The 16,141-nt window shown below is 71.4% G+C and carries 15 protein-coding genes and 1 riboswitch; of the genes, 7 read left to right on the top strand and 8 right to left on the bottom strand.

Features of this window, described 5'->3' with window-relative positions; genetic code table 11:
* Positions 1–99: 99 nt before the first annotated feature.
* Positions 100–357, bottom strand: a complete 258-nt coding sequence (locus BG90_RS16985; protein WP_010103668.1) for a hypothetical protein — start codon at positions 355–357, stop codon at positions 100–102.
* Between the two features lie 69 nt (positions 358–426).
* A complete protein-coding gene (locus BG90_RS35240; RefSeq protein WP_124072269.1) occupies positions 427–774 on the bottom strand; it encodes a hypothetical protein in 348 nt (115 codons plus the stop codon).
* On the opposite strand from BG90_RS35240, the gene BG90_RS16980 reads away from it, so the two are divergent.
* The gene (locus BG90_RS16980; RefSeq protein WP_010115423.1) at positions 745–1,911 is read left to right on the top strand and encodes an acyl-CoA dehydrogenase family protein; all 1,167 of its coding nucleotides are present in this window, start codon (positions 745–747) and stop codon (positions 1,909–1,911) included. The two genes, BG90_RS35240 and BG90_RS16980, sit on opposite strands and share 30 nt — an antisense overlap.
* Before the next feature lie 79 nt (positions 1,912–1,990).
* On the top strand, positions 1,991–2,725 hold the full coding sequence (locus BG90_RS16975; RefSeq protein WP_010103665.1) for an IclR family transcriptional regulator: 735 nt from the start codon (positions 1,991–1,993) through the stop codon (positions 2,723–2,725).
* Between the two features lie 303 nt (positions 2,726–3,028).
* Here BG90_RS16975 and BG90_RS16970 read toward each other — a convergent pair whose 3' ends face one another.
* Positions 3,029–4,390, bottom strand: coding sequence for a chitinase (locus tag BG90_RS16970; protein WP_010103660.1), 1,362 nt, complete (start codon positions 4,388–4,390; stop codon positions 3,029–3,031).
* Here BG90_RS16970 and BG90_RS36785 point away from each other — a divergent pair.
* Positions 4,377–4,517 carry a hypothetical protein gene (locus BG90_RS36785; RefSeq protein ID WP_010115422.1) on the top strand — a complete coding sequence of 47 codons (141 nt, stop codon included), beginning with the start codon at positions 4,377–4,379 and terminating at the stop codon, positions 4,515–4,517. The two genes, BG90_RS16970 and BG90_RS36785, sit on opposite strands and share 14 nt — an antisense overlap.
* A gap of 199 nt (positions 4,518–4,716) precedes the next feature.
* On the opposite strand, the gene cobJ is transcribed toward BG90_RS36785, so the two are convergent.
* From cobJ to cobG, 4 genes are read right to left on the bottom strand one after another with little or no spacing between them, the layout of a single operon-like run.
* Positions 4,717–6,525: a precorrin-3B C(17)-methyltransferase gene (cobJ, locus tag BG90_RS16965; protein WP_045568241.1), complete on the bottom strand. Its 1,809-nt coding sequence runs from the start codon at positions 6,523–6,525 to the stop codon at positions 4,717–4,719.
* Positions 6,522–7,256 (bottom strand): precorrin-2 C(20)-methyltransferase, encoded by a 735-nt coding sequence (locus BG90_RS16960; protein ID WP_010115413.1) that lies wholly within the window; start codon positions 7,254–7,256, stop codon positions 6,522–6,524. Before BG90_RS16960 ends, cobJ begins: the two co-directional genes overlap by 4 nt.
* Complete coding sequence (locus BG90_RS16955) at positions 7,253–7,879, bottom strand: precorrin-8X methylmutase (RefSeq protein WP_010115411.1); 627 nt, start codon at positions 7,877–7,879, stop codon at positions 7,253–7,255. The genes BG90_RS16960 and BG90_RS16955 overlap by 4 nt, the downstream gene beginning before the upstream one ends.
* On the bottom strand, positions 7,872–9,287 hold the full coding sequence (cobG, locus tag BG90_RS16950; RefSeq protein ID WP_045568240.1) for a precorrin-3B synthase: 1,416 nt from the start codon (positions 9,285–9,287) through the stop codon (positions 7,872–7,874). The genes BG90_RS16955 and cobG overlap by 8 nt, the downstream gene beginning before the upstream one ends.
* A gap of 107 nt (positions 9,288–9,394) precedes the next feature.
* Positions 9,395–9,600: riboswitch (cobalamin riboswitch) on the bottom strand.
* An 89-nt stretch (positions 9,601–9,689) separates the two neighbouring features.
* On the opposite strand from cobG, the gene BG90_RS16945 reads away from it, so the two are divergent.
* The 4 genes from BG90_RS16945 (at position 9,690) to cobM (ending at position 13,918) form a co-directional block, all read left to right on the top strand.
* Positions 9,690–10,925: a bifunctional cobalt-precorrin-7 (C(5))-methyltransferase/cobalt-precorrin-6B (C(15))-methyltransferase gene (locus BG90_RS16945; protein ID WP_010115400.1), complete on the top strand. Its 1,236-nt coding sequence runs from the start codon at positions 9,690–9,692 to the stop codon at positions 10,923–10,925.
* The gene (locus BG90_RS16940) at positions 10,922–12,016 is read left to right on the top strand and encodes a cobalt-precorrin-5B (C(1))-methyltransferase (RefSeq protein ID WP_010115398.1); all 1,095 of its coding nucleotides are present in this window, start codon (positions 10,922–10,924) and stop codon (positions 12,014–12,016) included. The genes BG90_RS16945 and BG90_RS16940 overlap by 4 nt, the downstream gene beginning before the upstream one ends.
* Complete coding sequence (locus tag BG90_RS16935) at positions 12,013–12,756, top strand: cobalt-precorrin-6A reductase (RefSeq protein ID WP_045568239.1); 744 nt, start codon at positions 12,013–12,015, stop codon at positions 12,754–12,756. The genes BG90_RS16940 and BG90_RS16935 overlap by 4 nt, the downstream gene beginning before the upstream one ends.
* A 436-nt stretch (positions 12,757–13,192) precedes the next feature.
* The gene (gene cobM / locus BG90_RS16925) at positions 13,193–13,918 is read left to right on the top strand and encodes a precorrin-4 C(11)-methyltransferase (protein WP_010115386.1); all 726 of its coding nucleotides are present in this window, start codon (positions 13,193–13,195) and stop codon (positions 13,916–13,918) included.
* Between the two features lie 319 nt (positions 13,919–14,237).
* Here cobM and BG90_RS16920 read toward each other — a convergent pair whose 3' ends face one another.
* Positions 14,238–15,803 (bottom strand): glycoside hydrolase family 10-like protein, encoded by a 1,566-nt coding sequence (locus tag BG90_RS16920; RefSeq protein WP_010115384.1) that lies wholly within the window; start codon positions 15,801–15,803, stop codon positions 14,238–14,240.
* Positions 15,804–16,141 lie beyond the last annotated feature (338 nt).

Below are 16,141 nucleotides of genomic sequence, written 5' to 3'. Positions count from 1 at the left end.
CCCGCATCCGCCGGCGATATGCATCGCGCCCGGACGGAGGCGATCGATCGCGGGGCGCCGCGCGCTTCAACGAACGCGCGCGGCGTCGCCGCTGCCGGATCAGGGATGCGAGTAGAAGCTGTCGTTCTGCAAGCTGCGTGCGCGGCGATGCTTCCGGTGATGCGTTCGATGCGGGTGATGCCGATGCGGCTTCACGTGGTGCGTGCGGGCCTGCGCGGGAGCCGCGGCGGGAGCAGGCTGCGTGGCCGCGCCCGTCGGCGCCGTGCCGCCTTCGTTGAAATGATAGGTCTGGGTTTGCGCGTGCGCGGCGGACATCGCGACGCAGAACGCGGCAAGGCTCGACAGCAAGCGTTTCATGGCGGCTCCGGAAGGATCGACGCGCATCAGGATACTGCACGCGCGCGGCTTTGCCCCGTCGTCCGACCGTCATATTCCGCTCGCTTGCCGGCCGGCGTTTGCGCGCCCGAAACGACGCTCGGCGATGTTTTTGGCCGACATCGCCGGTCGATGCAGCTTGACACTGAAATTCTTGAGAGTGAATATAAATTTTCTCACAAGAATTTTGTGAATTCGACGCATCGCCCATTGAGCCGCGTCGCGAGCGCCGTCGATCCGCGCCCGCCAAGTGGCGAAGCCCGCAGCGAGCACGCCGCGCGATGCCGCGCCGCCGCGCGCGTTCGTGCCGCCGCGCGTTCGAATTCCCGCCGCTCGATCCGCCGCCGGGCAAGCCGAGGAGACATGCCGATGGATTTCGAACTGACCGACGACCAGCATGCGATCGAAGCCGCGATCGAGCGCATCTGCGCAGACTTCGACGACGACTACTGGCTCGAGCGCGACCGCGCGGGCGGCTTCCCGCACGACTTCCACCGCGCGCTCGCCGATGCCGGCTGGCTCGGCGTCGCGATGTCGCCCGAGTACGGCGGAGCCGGGCTCGGCATCACCGAGGCGGCGCTGATGATGCGCGCGATCAGCGCGTCGGGCGCGGGGCTGTCGGGCGCGTCGGCCGTCCACATGAACATCTTCGGGCTGAATCCGGTGCAGGTGTTCGGCAGCGCCGAGCAGAAGGCGCGCTTCCTGCCGCCGCTGATCGCGGGCCGCGACAAGGCATGTTTCGCCGTCACCGAGCCCGACGCCGGCCTCGACACGACGCACCTGAAGACGCAGGCCGTCCGCGACGGCGACCACTACGTGCTGAACGGCCGCAAGATCTGGATCTCGACCGCGCAGGTCGCCAACAAGATGTTGATCATCGCGCGCACGACGCCTCTCGAGCGCGTCGCGAAGCCGGCCGACGGCCTGAGCCTGTTCTATGCGGATCTCGACCGCAGCCGCGTCGACGTGCGCGAGATCGACAAGATGGGCCGCCGCGCGGTCGATTCGAACCTGCTGTTCATCGACGATTTGCGCGTGCCGGTCGCCGACCGGATCGGCGACGAGGGCGAGGGCTTTCGCTATCTGCTGCACGGGCTCAACCCCGAGCGGATCCTGATCGCGGCGGAAGCGGTCGGGCTCGGCCAGGCGGCGCTCAGGCACGCGACGCGCTATGCGAACGAGCGGATCGTGTTCGGCCGCCCGATCGGCCGGAACCAGGCGATTCAGCATCCGCTCGCGCTCGCGTGGATGCAGCTCGAGGCCGCGCATCTGATGGTGCTGAAGGCGGCCGCGCGCTACGATGCGGGCCTGCCGTGCGGCGCTCAGGCGAACGCGGCGAAGTATCTCGCGGCCGAGGCCGCGTTCGGCGCGTGCCAGGCCGCGATGGCGACCCTCGGCGGCATGGGCTATGCGAAGGAGTATCACGTCGAGCGCTATCTGCGCGAATGCATGATTCCGCGGGTCGCCCCCGTCAGCCCGCAGATGATCCTGTGCTTCATTGCGGAGAAGGTGCTCGGTCTGCCGAAATCCTATTGAAGCTTTCGCCGCGCGGCGCGAGCTCGCCTCTTGCGATGTCGCCCGGTGTGCCGTCGCCCCCTTTTCTTGCCCGATTGAGATGGACGTCAAACTCGTTTCCCGCACGCTCGATCTGTTCGAGGTGTTCGCCGCCGTCAGGCGCCCGCTGTCGCTGACCGAGCTCGCGCAGCGGCTCGACGCGCCGATGTCGAGCTGTCTCGCGCTCGCGCGCACGCTCGTCAATCGCGGCTATCTGTACGAGGTGCGCCGGCGCGGCGGTTACTATCCGACGCCGCGTCTCGCGCGGATCGCGGCCGCGCTCGGCGCGACCGATCCCGTCGTCGAGATCGCTCGCCCGCATCTGATCGCGCTGCGCGACGCAACGGGCGAAACGGCCGTGCTCGGCAAGATCGACGGCACGGCGGTCGTCTATCTGGACGTCGTCGAATCGAATCACGCGATCCGCTATACGCGAAAGCCGGGCGACATGCGCCCGCTGCACGCGAACTCGATCGGCAAGGCGATCTTCGGCGAGCTGCCGGACGACGCGCAGCGTACGCTCGGCCACCGTCTGTCGCTCGACGCGTACACCGACGCGACGGTGACGAGCCTGCCCGCGCTGATCGAGCAGGGGGCGCTCGCGCATGCGCGCGGCTTCGCGGAAAACTTCGGCGAGAGCGCGCCGGAATTGTCGGCGCTCGCGGTCGCGTTCGCCGTGCACGGCGAGTGGTACGGCGTATCGATCGCCGGTCCGACCGAGCGGATCCGCGTCGCGCGCGACGCGCACGCGGCCGCGCTCGCCGCCTGCAAGGCGGAAATTCTCGCCGACTGCTGAAAAATCCGGCGGGCTCGCGCATCTCCTCGCAAAGGTCGCCCACACGTCCACCGCGTTGGCGCCGCAGGCGGATGCAACGCGCGTCGCGCATGCGGAACGCTGCGTGGGCGACGGCGCGTTTGCGTTTCGTCGTCGCGAAGCGCGAAGCGCGGCGCGGGCGCCCGCACGATCCGCTCGAAACGGTGGCGGGCGCCATGCTGCGGTGCTTCGATAGCGCCGCGATCCGGCGGCGGTCCGCGCCCGCGCGTTCGCCCGCGCGGACCCGTGCCGTCTCGCGGCGCGCCGCGGCCTACATCACGACTTTCACGACTTCGCCCACACGCCGCCCGCGCTCGGCGTGTCGCCCTGTGTCCACCATTTCGCGCAGTACTTCGCGCCCTGGTACATCACGCACGCGCCGGCCGGATACGCGGTCGTCGACGACCACGCCGGCGCGTTGCCGCCGATCGGCTTCCACACCGACGACTGACCCGGAATGTCGCCCTGCGTCCACCATTGCGCCTGATAGGTCGTGCCCTGGTACGTGACCGTCGCGCCCGCCGTGTAAACCTGCGTCGCCGACCACGGCGCGCCCGGCTGCGGCTTGCCGCCGCCGTCCGAGCCGCCGCCGTAGTTCGGGTCCTGCGTCACGCCCGAGCCCCACTGGCCGCCCAGCTGCTTGAAGATCGACGAGAACGCGTACGGCTGCTGCGCGACGCCCGAGCAGATCGGCGACGCGTACTGCGAGCCGCCGTCGCACGCCTTGTCGCGTGTGATCGACCAGATGCCGACGAAGCCGTAGTTGTTGTTCGCGGCCGTCGTCTGCACGCTCTGCGCGTTCGCGAGCGTGAACGTTTCGCCTTGCACGTCGTTCACGCCGATCATCGGCGTGACGCCGACGAGCTGCTTGAGCTGCGCGTCGGTCTGCGGCTTGCCGACCGACTTGTATGCGGTGTCGAGCTGCGAATAGAGTCCCTGCGCCGCGCTGATCGCGGCCGCGCCCATGTCGATGCCGGCGGGGCCGTAGTCCATCGTCATGATGTTCACCGCGTCGAGCGTCACGTTGTTCGCGAGCGCCGCGTTCAGCACGTTCAGGCCGTCCTGAACCAGACCCGTCGGCATCGCCGGCAGCGTCAGCGTCACGTGCAGCGGCTTGCCCTTCGCCGCATAGTCGGCCTGCAGTTGCGCGACCGCCTGGAAATTGCGCGTGACGGCCGCCGAATCCTGCTGCGACGCGCCTTCGATGTCGAAGTCGACGTGCGTCAGGCTGTACGTGTCGATCACGGTCTGATACGCGCCCTTCAGCGCGGCCACGCTCGAGCACGCCTGCATCAGCGGCAGCCCGGCCGCGCCGCCGAACGACACCGCGACGTCGCCGCCTTTCGCGCGGTAGTTCGACACCGACGTCGCGATCGTGTTGAGCAGATCGCCCGTCGCGCCGTTGCCGATCGGCTGCACGCCGCCCCACGACGGCGCGCACTGGTTGCCGCCCGACACGACGAACGCGAGCATGAATTGCTGGATCCCTTGCTGGACGCCGATCTGATCGACGAGCGGCGTCGGATAGAGCGTCACGTCGACGTACGGCGCGTAGGCGCCCGCCGCCTGCGACGCGCCCGCCGCCGCGAACAGACAGCCCGCCGCGATCGCGCGCGGGACGAAGCGGGACAACATGCTGAAGTTCATTGTTCTCTCCATGTTGATGAGTGGATATGCTGGCCTGCATATCACCGTCGCGTCGCCGCGCTCGATGGGCGGTCGACGCTTCGGCGTGCACATCATGGAGGAATCGCTCGCATTATGGAATCGTTAGTCGTTCTTTTTATTATTCGGATTCAAGGTTTGATGCGTGACTCGATTTGAGATCCGAAACGATCGCTTTCATTGATCGCGCGGATGCGACTGCGGCGCGAGACGCGTGCGGTTCATGCACGGCCCCGCGTGCGTGAAGTGAAACGCGATGCGCGGCGCATCGCATGCCGCGCATCGCATCGTTTCGCTTCGTTTCGAGATCAGCGATACCAGCGCGGCGTGTACACCCATTCGCGCGCGCCGTCGCGAACGACGCGGCGCGTCGACGACGAGCCGACGATCACCATCGTGCGCATGTCGACCTGCTGCGCGGACAGCGCGCCGAGCGTCGTCGTGACGCGCGTCGCGCCGGGGCGGCCGATGTCGCGGCCGAGCACGACGATCGTGTCCGGCGCGCGGTGTCTGCGCACGACGTCGAGCGCGCGGTCGAACTGCACGGGCCGCGCGCGCGAGACCGGGTTGTAGAACGCGAGCGCGAGATCGGCGGCCGCCGCGTGATCGATGCGTTTTTCGATGATCGCCCACGGCTTCAGGTTGTCCGACAGCGAGATCATGCAGAAGTCGTGGCCGAGCGGCGCGCCGGCCTCGGCGGCCGTCGCGAGCGCGGCCGACACGCCGGGCACGACGTCGAGCTCGACGGCCGCCCAGCGCGCGTCGTCGGAACCGTCGAGCGCTTCGAGCACGGCCGCCGCCATCGCGAACACGCCGGGGTCGCCCGACGACACGACCGCGACGCGCCGGCCTTGCGCCGCGAGCTCGAACGCGTGACGCGCGCGCTGCAATTCTTCGCGATTGTCGGAGACGTGCAATGCCTGGTCCGCGCGAAACGGACCCGCCATGTTCACGTAGGTCGCGTAGCCGACGACGTCGGTCGCGTCGGCGAGCGCCGCGCGCGCGGCGGGCGTCATCAGGTCGGCGCGGCCGGGGCCGAGGCCGAGCACCGTCAGGCGGCCGCGCGCCGCACCGAGCGTTGCGGGATCGACGGGCGCATCGGAGACGGCGATCGCGAGATCGTGCGGCGTCGCCTCCGCGCGCGGCGCGGCGACGCGCCGCGCGAGCGACGCGGGGAGGGCGGCGTCAAGCACGCCGGACGCGTCGCGTGCGTCCGTATCGGCGAAACGCAGCGGCACGCGCAGCGCGCGCGCCGCTTCGGTCAGCGCGTGATCGGAGAGGCGACGCGCGGGCGCGACGACGGCCGCGAGCGCGAGCGGCGCGAGATCGTGCGCGGCGAGCCGCGCGACGATGCGCGCGGCGAGCGGCGGCAGGTCCGGCATCGCGCCGTTTCCGCCAGCGTTGGCGTTTTCGTTCGAGTTCGCGATTGCATCGTGATCCGAAGCATTCCGCGCGCGATCGTCGACGCGGCCTTCATCGCCGAACGCCACGACGACGCTTCGCGGATGAATCAGCAATTCGCGCGCATCGCCGCGCGACGCGTAAGGCGTCACGCGGATCGCGCGCGCCGCGTGCGATCCGCGCGGCAACGCGACGTCGTCGAGCCACTGCGCATCGCCTTCGATCCGCGTGCTTTCGCCCGCGAGCAGATCGGACACGAAGCGCTTGCCCGCGTCGAGATCGGCGAGCGCGTAGCCGTCGGGCGGATTCAGCACGCATGCGCCGAAGCGCAGCTCGCCGCTCGTCGTGATCGCTGCCGCGACGCCGAGCGCGTCGGCGATTTCGCGCGCGAGCACGTTCGCGCCCGCGAGCCCGCCCAACAGCGGCACGACCGCGCTGCCGTCCTCGGCGACCGCGAGCACCGGCGGCTCCGCGCCCTTGTCGGCCAGGCACGGCGCGACGCAGCGGATCACGATGCCGGCCGCGAAGAGCGCGACGATCGGCGCGCCGCGCGCGTACAGCTCGCGCAGATGCGGACCGAGTTCGGTGAACGAAACATCCGCATCGGCGCGGCCCGCGAGCGCATGCACCTGCGCGCCGTCGTGGCGCGCCTGGATCCGGCGCGCGGTTTCGAGCGCGCCGGGCCCGAGTATCACGATCGAGGGCGCGGTCGTCATCCTTGCCATTTTTCCCCCGGCACGACGAGCAACGAAAAATACGGCGACGCCATCGGATCGACTTCCGCGAGCGGCACGATCCGCTGCGACTGCATCGTCGCGCGCTCGACGTAGCGCGCGCGATGCGCGAGCCCGAGCTGATCGAGCACGCGGCGCACCTTGTCGAAGTTGCGGCCGAGCTTCATCACGACGGCCGCATCGGCCTTCGCGAGACGCTCGCGCAGCGCGTCCTCGGGCAGCACGCCGGACAGCACCGATAGGCTCTGATTCCGGTAGACGAGCGGCACGCCGAGCACCGCCGCGCCGCCCAGCATCGAGCACACGCCCGGCACGACTTCGGCGTCGTAGCGCGGCGCGAGCCGGTCGTGCAGGTACATGTACGAGCCGTAGAAGAAAGGATCGCCTTCGCAGATCACCGCGACGTCGCGGCCCGCGTCGAGATGCGCGGCGACGTGCTCGGCGGCCGTGTCATAGAAGTCCGCGATCACGGTTTCGTAGCAGAGCGGCGGCGGCAGCGCTTCGGTCGTCACCGGGTAGGCGAGCGGCATGTGCGTTTGCGCGTCGCTCAGATGCGCTTCGACGATGCTGAACGCGTTGCCTTTCTTGCCCTTCGCGACGAAATACGCGACGACGGGCGCCGCCTGCAGCACGCGCAGCGCCTTCAGCGTCAGGAGCTCGGGGTCGCCCGGCCCGACGCCGAGCCCGTAGAGGCGGCCGGTCTTGCGCGTCATTCGGCCTCCGAAGCGAGCGCGTTGACGGCGGCGGCGACCATCGCGCTGCCGCCGCGGCGGCCGGCGACCGCGACGAACGGCACGCCGCGGCTGTCGGCCGCGAGGAGCGCCTTCGATTCGGCCGCGCCGACGAAGCCGACCGGGAAGCCGAGGATCAGCGCGGGGCGGGGCGCGCCCGCGTCGATCATGTCGAGCAGATGGAAGAGCGCGGTCGGCGCGTTGCCGATCGCGACGACGCTGCCCGCGAGGTGCGGGCGCCACAGCTCGAGCGCCGCCGCCGAGCGCGTGTTGCCGATCTCGCGCGCGAGCCGCGGCACGTCGGGCTCGCCGAGCGTGCAGAGCACCGGGTTCGCGGCGGGCAGCCGCGCGCGCGTGACGCCTTCGGCGACCATCCGCGCGTCGCAGAGGATCGGCGCGCCGGCTTTCAGCGCCGCGCGGCCCGCCGCGCCCGCGCCCTCGGAAAACCGCAGGTCGCGAACGATGTCGACCATCCCGCACGCGTGGATCACGCGCACCGCGAGTTTTTCGAGGTCGGGCGGCACGCCCGTCAGATCGGCTTCCGCACGGATCGTCGCGAACGATTCGCGGTAGATCGCGTCGCCGTCGCGAAGGTAGTCAAGCATCAATGTCATCCTGAATGGGCCGCGCGTCGCGCGATAGCGCGGCGGCGGCCTGGTCGATCGTCAGTTGGCGCGCGACGGCGCGGCCGAAGCCCGTCGCGCCGTCGCGCCGATAGAGGTCGTAGCGGCCCGCCGCGGTCGCGACGAGCGTGTGCGCGGCCGCGTGCGGCAATGCGCACGAGCGCGCGCAGCCGGTCAAGTGCACGTCGGCGGGCGCGGCAAGCCGCGCGGCGAGCGCGTGCGCGTCGGCTTTCGTGTCGGCGGGCGAACGCGCGCAGCCCGTCGAGCCCGCGCACGCGACGACGTGCGCGAGCGGCGCCGACGCGTCGCACACGAAGCCGAGTGCGGCGATGCGCGCGAGGGCGTCGCAAGCGGCATCGCACGCGACGCCCGGCAGCATCACGCCTTGCCACGGCGTGATCCGGAGCGTGCCGTCGCCGTGCGTATCGGCGAGCGCGGCGAGCGCTTCGAGCGTCGCGGCATCGAGCCGGCCGAGCGGCGGCTGCGCGCCGACGACGCGGCGCGCCGGGTCCCGCTCGGGGTGGATGCCGAAACGCAGCGCCGCATCGGCGCGCGCGCGCCGCCAGTCGGCGAGATCCGCGCCGCGCCGCAGCGTGAACGGCAGCCGCGCTTCGGCGTGCGAAAGGAATGCATCGGGCGCGCACGTCGCGAGCAGATCACGCATGCGCGTCGCGCCGGCCGGCGCGAGCGCGACGAAGCCCGTCACGAGCGCGCGCACGCATTCGACCGCCTGCGCCGGCGCGACGGCGGCGAGCGCGCCGGCATGCGGCGCGGCCGGCTCGCCCTCGACGGGCGGGCAGCCCGCCAGGCCGATCGCGAGCCACGTTGCGCCTTGCGCGTCGCGCAGCGCGGACAGCCAGATGTCGTGCGGATGATCGAGCGCGGCGAGCCGCTCGCCGCAGTCGAGCAGCACGGAGAATTTCGGCGACAGCGCGGCGCAGCACGGCTGCGTCTGCAGCATGTCGAGGAGGCGGGCCGCGAGCGCGGCGCTGTCGATGAGCGCGTGCGGATCGCGGCCGGCCGTCGGGCTCAGCATCAGGTTGCGCACGTCGTCGCGCGCGGCGACGCATGCGTCGAGCGACGCCGCCGGCAAGCCTTCCGTCAGCGGCCCGAGCCCCGCATCGATCAGGGCGCGGCTGACGCGCGCCTCGCTGCCGGCCGTCACGCCGCGCAATTGCAGGTTCGCGCGATTGGTCGCTTCGATCACGCCCGAGCCGAACGCGCGCGCGACGGCCGCGACCGCACGCGCCTGCGCGGCGGCGAGCGCGCCGCCCGGCAGCTTGATCCGGCACAGGCCGCCGTCGCGCGCGGCGACGATGCGCACGAGCCCCGGGCACGCGCTCGCGGCGCGGGCGGCGTCGGATGAAAAAACGGCGGCGGAAGGATTCAACGGCGCTCCGGATCAAGCGTCGCGCGACGGCCCGAGCCGGCCGTTCCGCGCGAATGCGCACGGGCGGCGGGCTACGGCATCGGTACACCCCGCCCGATGTTGGCTGGCACGAACGAAACGTCCCGGCAGGTCTCCTGGCTGGCAGGTCGTCATCCGCAGCGGGCCTTCCCGGCGGCCGCGAGTGGGCGGCGTGGCCAGTGGCGTGGATCGGATGCGGACTCGCTACTCACAGTTGCGGGGGCAGCCGCAGCGGCGCGGCGCGCCCTGCGTTCCCTCTTGGGCCCCGTAGGGCGCCGGTCGACGGACGCTGTATTATGCCTTTTTTCGCCACGCCCGCGCGCAGGATGCGCGGCGCGCGGGCGACGCTTTCAGGATCGACAGGAACACGATGGAGTACGACGGATGACCGCGTGGTTGACGGTGGTGGGCATCGGCGACGACGGATACGCGGGGCTCGGCAAGAGCGCGCGGCGCGCGCTCGCGGAGGCGGCGGTGGTGATGGGCGGCGAGCGTCATCTCGCGATGCTGCCGGCGCGGCATGGGGCCGAGCGCGCACCGTGGCCGAAGCCGTTCGATCTCGCGCCGCTTCTCGCGCGCCGTCCCGCGCGCGCGTGCGTGCTCGCGAGCGGCGATCCGATGCTGTTCGGCGTCGGCGCGACGCTCGTACGCACGCTCGCGCCGCACGAATGGCGCGTACTGCCCGCGCCGTCGTCGCTGTCGCTCGCGGCCGCGCGCGTCGGCTGGGCGCTGCAGGACGTCGACGCGGTGTCGCTCGTCGGCCGGCCGCTCGCGTCGCTCCACCGGCATCTGTATCCGGGCCGGCGCCTGTTCGTGCTGAGCGCCGACGGCGCGACGCCCGCCGCGATCGCGGGCGCGCTCGTCGCACGCGGCTTCGGGCCGAGCGCGCTCAGCGTGTTCGAGCATCTCGGCGGCCCGCTCGAGCGGCGCATCGACGCGCGTGCGCAAGCATGGGGCGACGCGCGCACGGCGGCGCTCAATCTCGTCGCGATCGAATGCCGCGCGTGCGACGACGCGCCGCGTCTCGCGCTCACGCCCGGCTTGCCCGACGACGCGTACCGCCACGACGGCCAGCTCACGAAACGCGATCTGCGCGCGCTCGCGCTCGCCCGGCTCGCGCCCGCGCCGGGCGAATTGCTGTGGGACGTCGGCGCGGGCTGCGGGTCGATCGGCATCGAATGGATGCGCGCACATCCGACTTGCAGGACGATCGCGATCGAAGCGCACCCGGACCGGCAGCGCTTCATCGAGCACAACCGCGACGCGCTCGGCGTGCCCGCGCTCGAACTCGTCGCGGGCCGCGCGCCCGACGCGCTCGCGGGCCTGCCCGCGCCCGACGCGGTGTTCGTCGGCGGCGGCGTGAGCCGCGACGGCGTGCTCGACGCGTGCTGGGCAGGCCTGAAGCCGGGCGGCCGCTTCGTCGCGCACGCGGTCACGCTGCAAGGCGAAGCCTCGCTCGTCGCATGGCGCGAGCGGCACGGCGGCACGCTCACGCGCGTGTCGGTCGCGCACGCGCAGCCGCTCGGCGGCTTCGACGCATGGCGGCAGGCGCTGCCCGTCACGCTGTACGACGCGCGCAAGCCGCGCGAGCTGCACGATAGGCAGCCGGAGCGCGGATGATGCGCGACGAAACGCCCGAGCAGCGGGCGCCGCTGCGCTTCGGCTACACGACGGGCAGCTGCGCGACCGCGACGTCGCTCGCGGCCGCGCGCCTGCTGTTGAGCGGGCACGCGAGCGACATGGTCGAGATCGTGCTGCCGAAGGGGCAGCACGTCGCGATGCGGCTCGAGTTCTGCCGCGCGACCGACGACGGCGGTGCCGAGGCGGGCACGATCAAGGACGCGGGCGATGATCCCGACGTCACGCACGGCGCGCTCGTGTTCGCGCGCGTGCAGCTCGTCCACGAGCCTGGCGTGCGTTTTCGCGCGGGGCCGGGCGTCGGCACGGTCACGCGGGCGGGGCTCACGATCCCGGTCGGCGAGCCGGCGATCAACCCGGTGCCGCGCCGGATGATGACCGAGCACCTCGTCGCGCTCGCGGCCGAGCATGGCTACGCGGGCGGCTTCGACGTCGAGATCGGCGTGGAAGGCGGCGCAGCGCTCGCGTTGAAGACGATGAATCCGCGTCTCGGGATCGTCGGCGGATTGTCGATCCTCGGCACGACGGGCATCGTGCGGCCGTTCTCGTGCTCCGCGTACATCGCGTCGATTCATCAGGGGATCGACGTCGCGCGGGCGAACGGCGTGCGGCACATCGCCGCGTGCACCGGCAACGCGAGCGAGGACGCGGTGCGCGCGCGCTACGGCCTCCCCGACATCGCGCTGATCGAAATGGGCGATTTCGCGGGCGCGGTGCTCAAGTACCTGCGCCGCGCGCCCGTCGAGCGGCTCACGCTGTGCGGCGGCTTCGGCAAGCTGAGCAAGCTTGCGGCGGGCCACCTCGATCTGCACAGCCGCCATTCGAGCATCGACTTGCCGCTGCTCGCCGAGTGGGCGGGCGAAGCCGGCGCGAGCGCCGTGCTGCGGCACGAGATCCGCGCGGCGAACACGAGCCAGCAGGCGTTGGCGCTCGCGCTCGCGCACCACGTGCCGCTCGGCGACGTCGTCTGCGCGCACGTGCGTCGCGTCGCGCGCGACATCGTGCCCGACGGGGTCGAAGTCGAGGCGCTCGCGATCGACCGCGAGGGCCGCATCGTCGGCGTCGCGCCATGAGCGCGCGCCGCGTGCTGCTGCTCGGCGGCACGGGCGACGCGCTGCGCGTCGCGCGCACGCTCGCGCCGAGCGACGTATACAGCCTCGCCGGCCTCGGCAAGGTGCCGGACGATCTCGCATGCGGCGTGCGCGTCGGCGGCTTCGGCGGCGCCGACGGGCTCGCGCGCTATCTGCGCGAGCACGCGATCGCGCTCGTCGTCGACGCGACGCATCCGTTCGCCGCGCGGATCAGCGCGAACGCGGCCGCCGCGTGCCGCGCGGCCGGCGTCCGGCACTGGGCGCTGCGCCGCGCGCCATGGCGGCCGCAGCCGGGCGACGACTGGCGCGGCGTCGCCGATTGGGACGGCGTCGCCGCCGCGATCGCGCCGTTCGCGCGGCCGCTTTTCACGCTCGGGCGCGAGCCGCTCGCGCATCTCGACGACATCCCGCCGCATCAGCACTGGATCGTGCGCTGCCTCGACGCGCATCCGGGCAACGCGCGCGCGCACGTGCTCGCCGCACGCGGGCCGTTTACGGTCGACGGCGAGCGCGCGCTCTTCGCGACTGCCGGGATCGACGTCGTCGTCAGCAAGAACAGCGGCGGCGCGGCGACGGAAGCGAAGCTCGACGTCGCGCGCGAGCGGAGTGTTCCGGTCGTGATGGTCGAGCGGCCGGCGCTGCCCGATGCGGATCGCGAATTCGGCGACACGGCCGCGCTCGCCGACGCGCTGCGCGCGTTTCGTGCGTTTCGCGCGTCGTGATGAACCGCGTGTGCATTTGCTTTCGAGCGAGAGATCGGCGCGACGCGCCGACCGGGAAGGGCCGTGCACCGTGCGGATTTCTCGCGTTGCGACGAGCGGCGTATTCGGTGCAGTTGCATCGAAGCGAGACGCCGGGACGATGATCGAACGCGAACGGCCATGCGCCGCGTGCATTTCACGCGCTGCGACGAGCGGCGTGCTCAGCGCGATTGCGTCGGCGCGCGACGCCGGGACGGCGACTGCACGCGGACGATCCGGCGCACGAACCGCCGCGCAGCGCGCGGGTCGCGATACGGGCAATGGCCGCGGCACCCGGCGAACGCGAATGTCCGCTTCGCCGAAGCAATGCGCCCGCCGATACGCACGGCGCGCGGCGCATGATGCGCGGCGCGCCCATCGCATCCTCGAAACGAATCATCGAATGACGGAGCATTGAATGACGGTGTACTTCATCGGCGCGGGTCCGGGCGACCCCGAGCTGATCACGGTGAAGGGCCAGCGCCTCGTGCGCAATTGCCCGGTGATCCTGTACGCGGGCTCGCTCGTGCCGGCCGCGGTGCTCGACGGCCATCGCGCCGAACAGGTGGTGAACACGGCGGAGCTCGATCTCGACGCGATCGTCGCGCTGCTCGCGCAGGCGCACGCGAAAGGGCAGGACGTCGCGCGCGTGCATTCCGGCGACCCGTCGCTGTACGGCGCGATCGGCGAGCAGATCCGCCGGCTCGCCGCGCTCGGGATTCCTTACGAGATCGTGCCCGGCGTGACCGCGACGGCCGCGTGCGCGGCGGCGCTCGGCGTCGAGCTGACGCTGCCGGGCGTCGCGCAGACCGTGATCCTCACGCGCTACGCGGGCAAGACGACGATGCCCGAAGGCGAGACGCTGACGAGCCTCGCCGCGCACCGCGCGACGCTCGCGATCCATCTCGGCGTGCGGCATCTCGCGCGGATCGTCGCCGATGTGCTGCCGCATTACGGCACCGACTGCCCGATCGCGGTGATCTACCGCGCGAGCTGGCCCGACGAGGCGCGCGTGACGGGCACGCTCGCCGATATCGTCGACAAGGTCGCCGGCACGCCGATCGAGCGCACCGCACTGATCCTGATCGGGCGCGTGCTCGACGCAAAGGGCTTCGACGAGTCGACGCTCTACGCGAAGGGTTGACGGCCGCTTCGGGCGGCGCGTGCCGGCGCATGCGTCGATGCGGGCGCGTCGGGGACGCGTGCGAACGCGAAGGGATCGAGTGTTTCTCCAGCGGCGTGCATGCGCCGGCGCGCGCGTCGATGTCGGTGTGCGACGTTCAAGGCCCGGCGGACGGGGCGTCGGCGGAGCGGGGCGTCGGCGGAGCGGGGCGATTCGCGGCGCCTTTTGTCGAACCGTGCCGCCGGCCTCCGACGCCGCACGCCGCTTCCGGCGCCGATGCGTCGGGCCGTTTGCGACCGTCTGCGCGGCGCTTCGTTGTCGGCGCGTCCGAGCGGTCGCGTCAGTGCGCCGCCGCGGCCGGCGTGACGATGTCGATCGGCTCGCTTTCGTTCCACAGACGATCGAGCGCGGTGACCGCGTAACGGTATTCGCGATCGGCGCGCGCGGTGATGTCGACATATTCGGTTCCCCGAACCGTCGCCAGCAAATGGCGCGCGTCGTGGTCGGCGCACATGTCGTGCCGACCCGGCTCGTGGCGATAGATCGCGTACGACGTCGCGCCGTTCGAACGCGGCGTCCATCGGAGCCGCACGCCGTCCGGCGTCCGCTCCGCGCGAAGATCCTTCGCGGGCGGCGGCGAAGACGCGTCGATCGCGCGCATCGCCGGCACGAGCGCGGGACGCGAATACCACGTGCGATTGACGAGCGTCGTCGCGCCGAGACGGTCCGCGCGCACGTCCTTCGCGGAAAAGTAGATGTCGCCCTTCACCTCGGGGACGGTGCGATTGAACGCCAGGTGGTTGCTCAATTCGGCGGGCTCCGACCAGCCCGGCGATTGATTCGACGTGCCGACCTTGTACGCCGCCTGCCCGATGTACAGGTGCACGTCGCCGCCGCGCGCCTCGTTCGCCCACCACGACACGACCTTGTCGTAATCGGCGGGCGCGAAGCCTTGCGCCCAATACACCTGCGGGACGACGTAATCGATCCAGCGCTCGCGCAGCCATCGGCGCGTGTCCGCGTACAGGTCGTCGTAGGTCTGCACGGCGGCCGAGGTCGGCGAGCCCTCCGGATCGGTCGCCGCATTGCGCCAGACCGCGAACGGCGAGATCCCGAATTTCACCCACGGCTTCGCGGCCTTGATGCGCCGCGCGAGCGTCTCGACGAGGCGGTCGACGTTGTCGCGGCGCCAGTCGGCGAGCGTCGGAAAGCCGGCGCCGTATTGCGCGTAAGCCGACGCATCGTCGAACGTCTCGCCCTTGACCGGATACGGATAGAAGTAGTCGTCGAGATGAACGCCGTCGACATCGTAGCGGCCGACCGCATCCATGATCGCGTCGACGACGAACGCGCGCACGGCCGGGACGCCCGGGTTGTAGTACAGCTTGCCGCCGTAGCGGACGACCCAGTCCGGATGCTGGCGGGCCGGGTGCGTGGGAACGAGCGCGTCGATGCGCCCGTCCATCGCGATGCGATATGGATTGAACCACGCATGCAGCTCGAGATTGCGCCGATGCGCTTCGGCCACGGCGAACGCGAGCGGATCGTAGCCCGGATCGCCACCCTGCGTGCCCGTCAGATACTTCGACCACGGCTCGAACGGCGACGGCCAGAACGCGTCCGCGGTCGGACGGATCTGCAGGATCACCGCGTTGCGGTTCATGCGGACCGCGTCGTCGAGCCAGGCGCGCAGCTCGGCCTGCTGATCGGCGACGGCGAGGCCCGGGCGGGACGGCCAGTCGATGTTGATCACCGACGCAATCCACGTGCCGCGGAACTGCCGCTTCGGCATCGTCTCGTCCGGCCGGCACGCGACGTCGGACGCCGCGCCGGCAGGCGCGGCGAACGCACCGGCGGACAGCACGAGCGCGGTCGCGACGAGATGACGGAGTCGAGTCGACATCATGGGAATTTCCTTGGCCGGATCGGTTCGATAGGGGCATGAAGTTCAATAGGGACCGTGACGCTCGGAACGAGTTCCGGATCGGATCTGGAGCGGCGCGCACCGGCGACGCGCCAATGCGCCGAGGTCGGCTCGCGAAATTCGGCGCGTGAAGGAAAGCGCACGCTGCGCGGCGGATCCCGGGATCGCGCATCGCATGCGATCGTCGGCGCGCGATCCGGCGACGCGAGAACCTGCCTTCTGACGCGACATGTCCGCGCCGATCCATGTCATGCAGCGTAGCTCACGGAAGCGAGGAACGGGCGCCATTCGCGGTCGATGATTGCGCCGGCGAAGCGGGA

The sequence above is a fragment of the Burkholderia oklahomensis C6786 genome, assembly GCF_000959365.1.
Classification (GTDB): Bacteria; Pseudomonadota; Gammaproteobacteria; order Burkholderiales; family Burkholderiaceae; genus Burkholderia; species Burkholderia oklahomensis.
The sequence above is the reverse complement of the archived record's forward strand: the minus strand, read 5'-3'. Positions and strand labels throughout refer to the sequence as shown.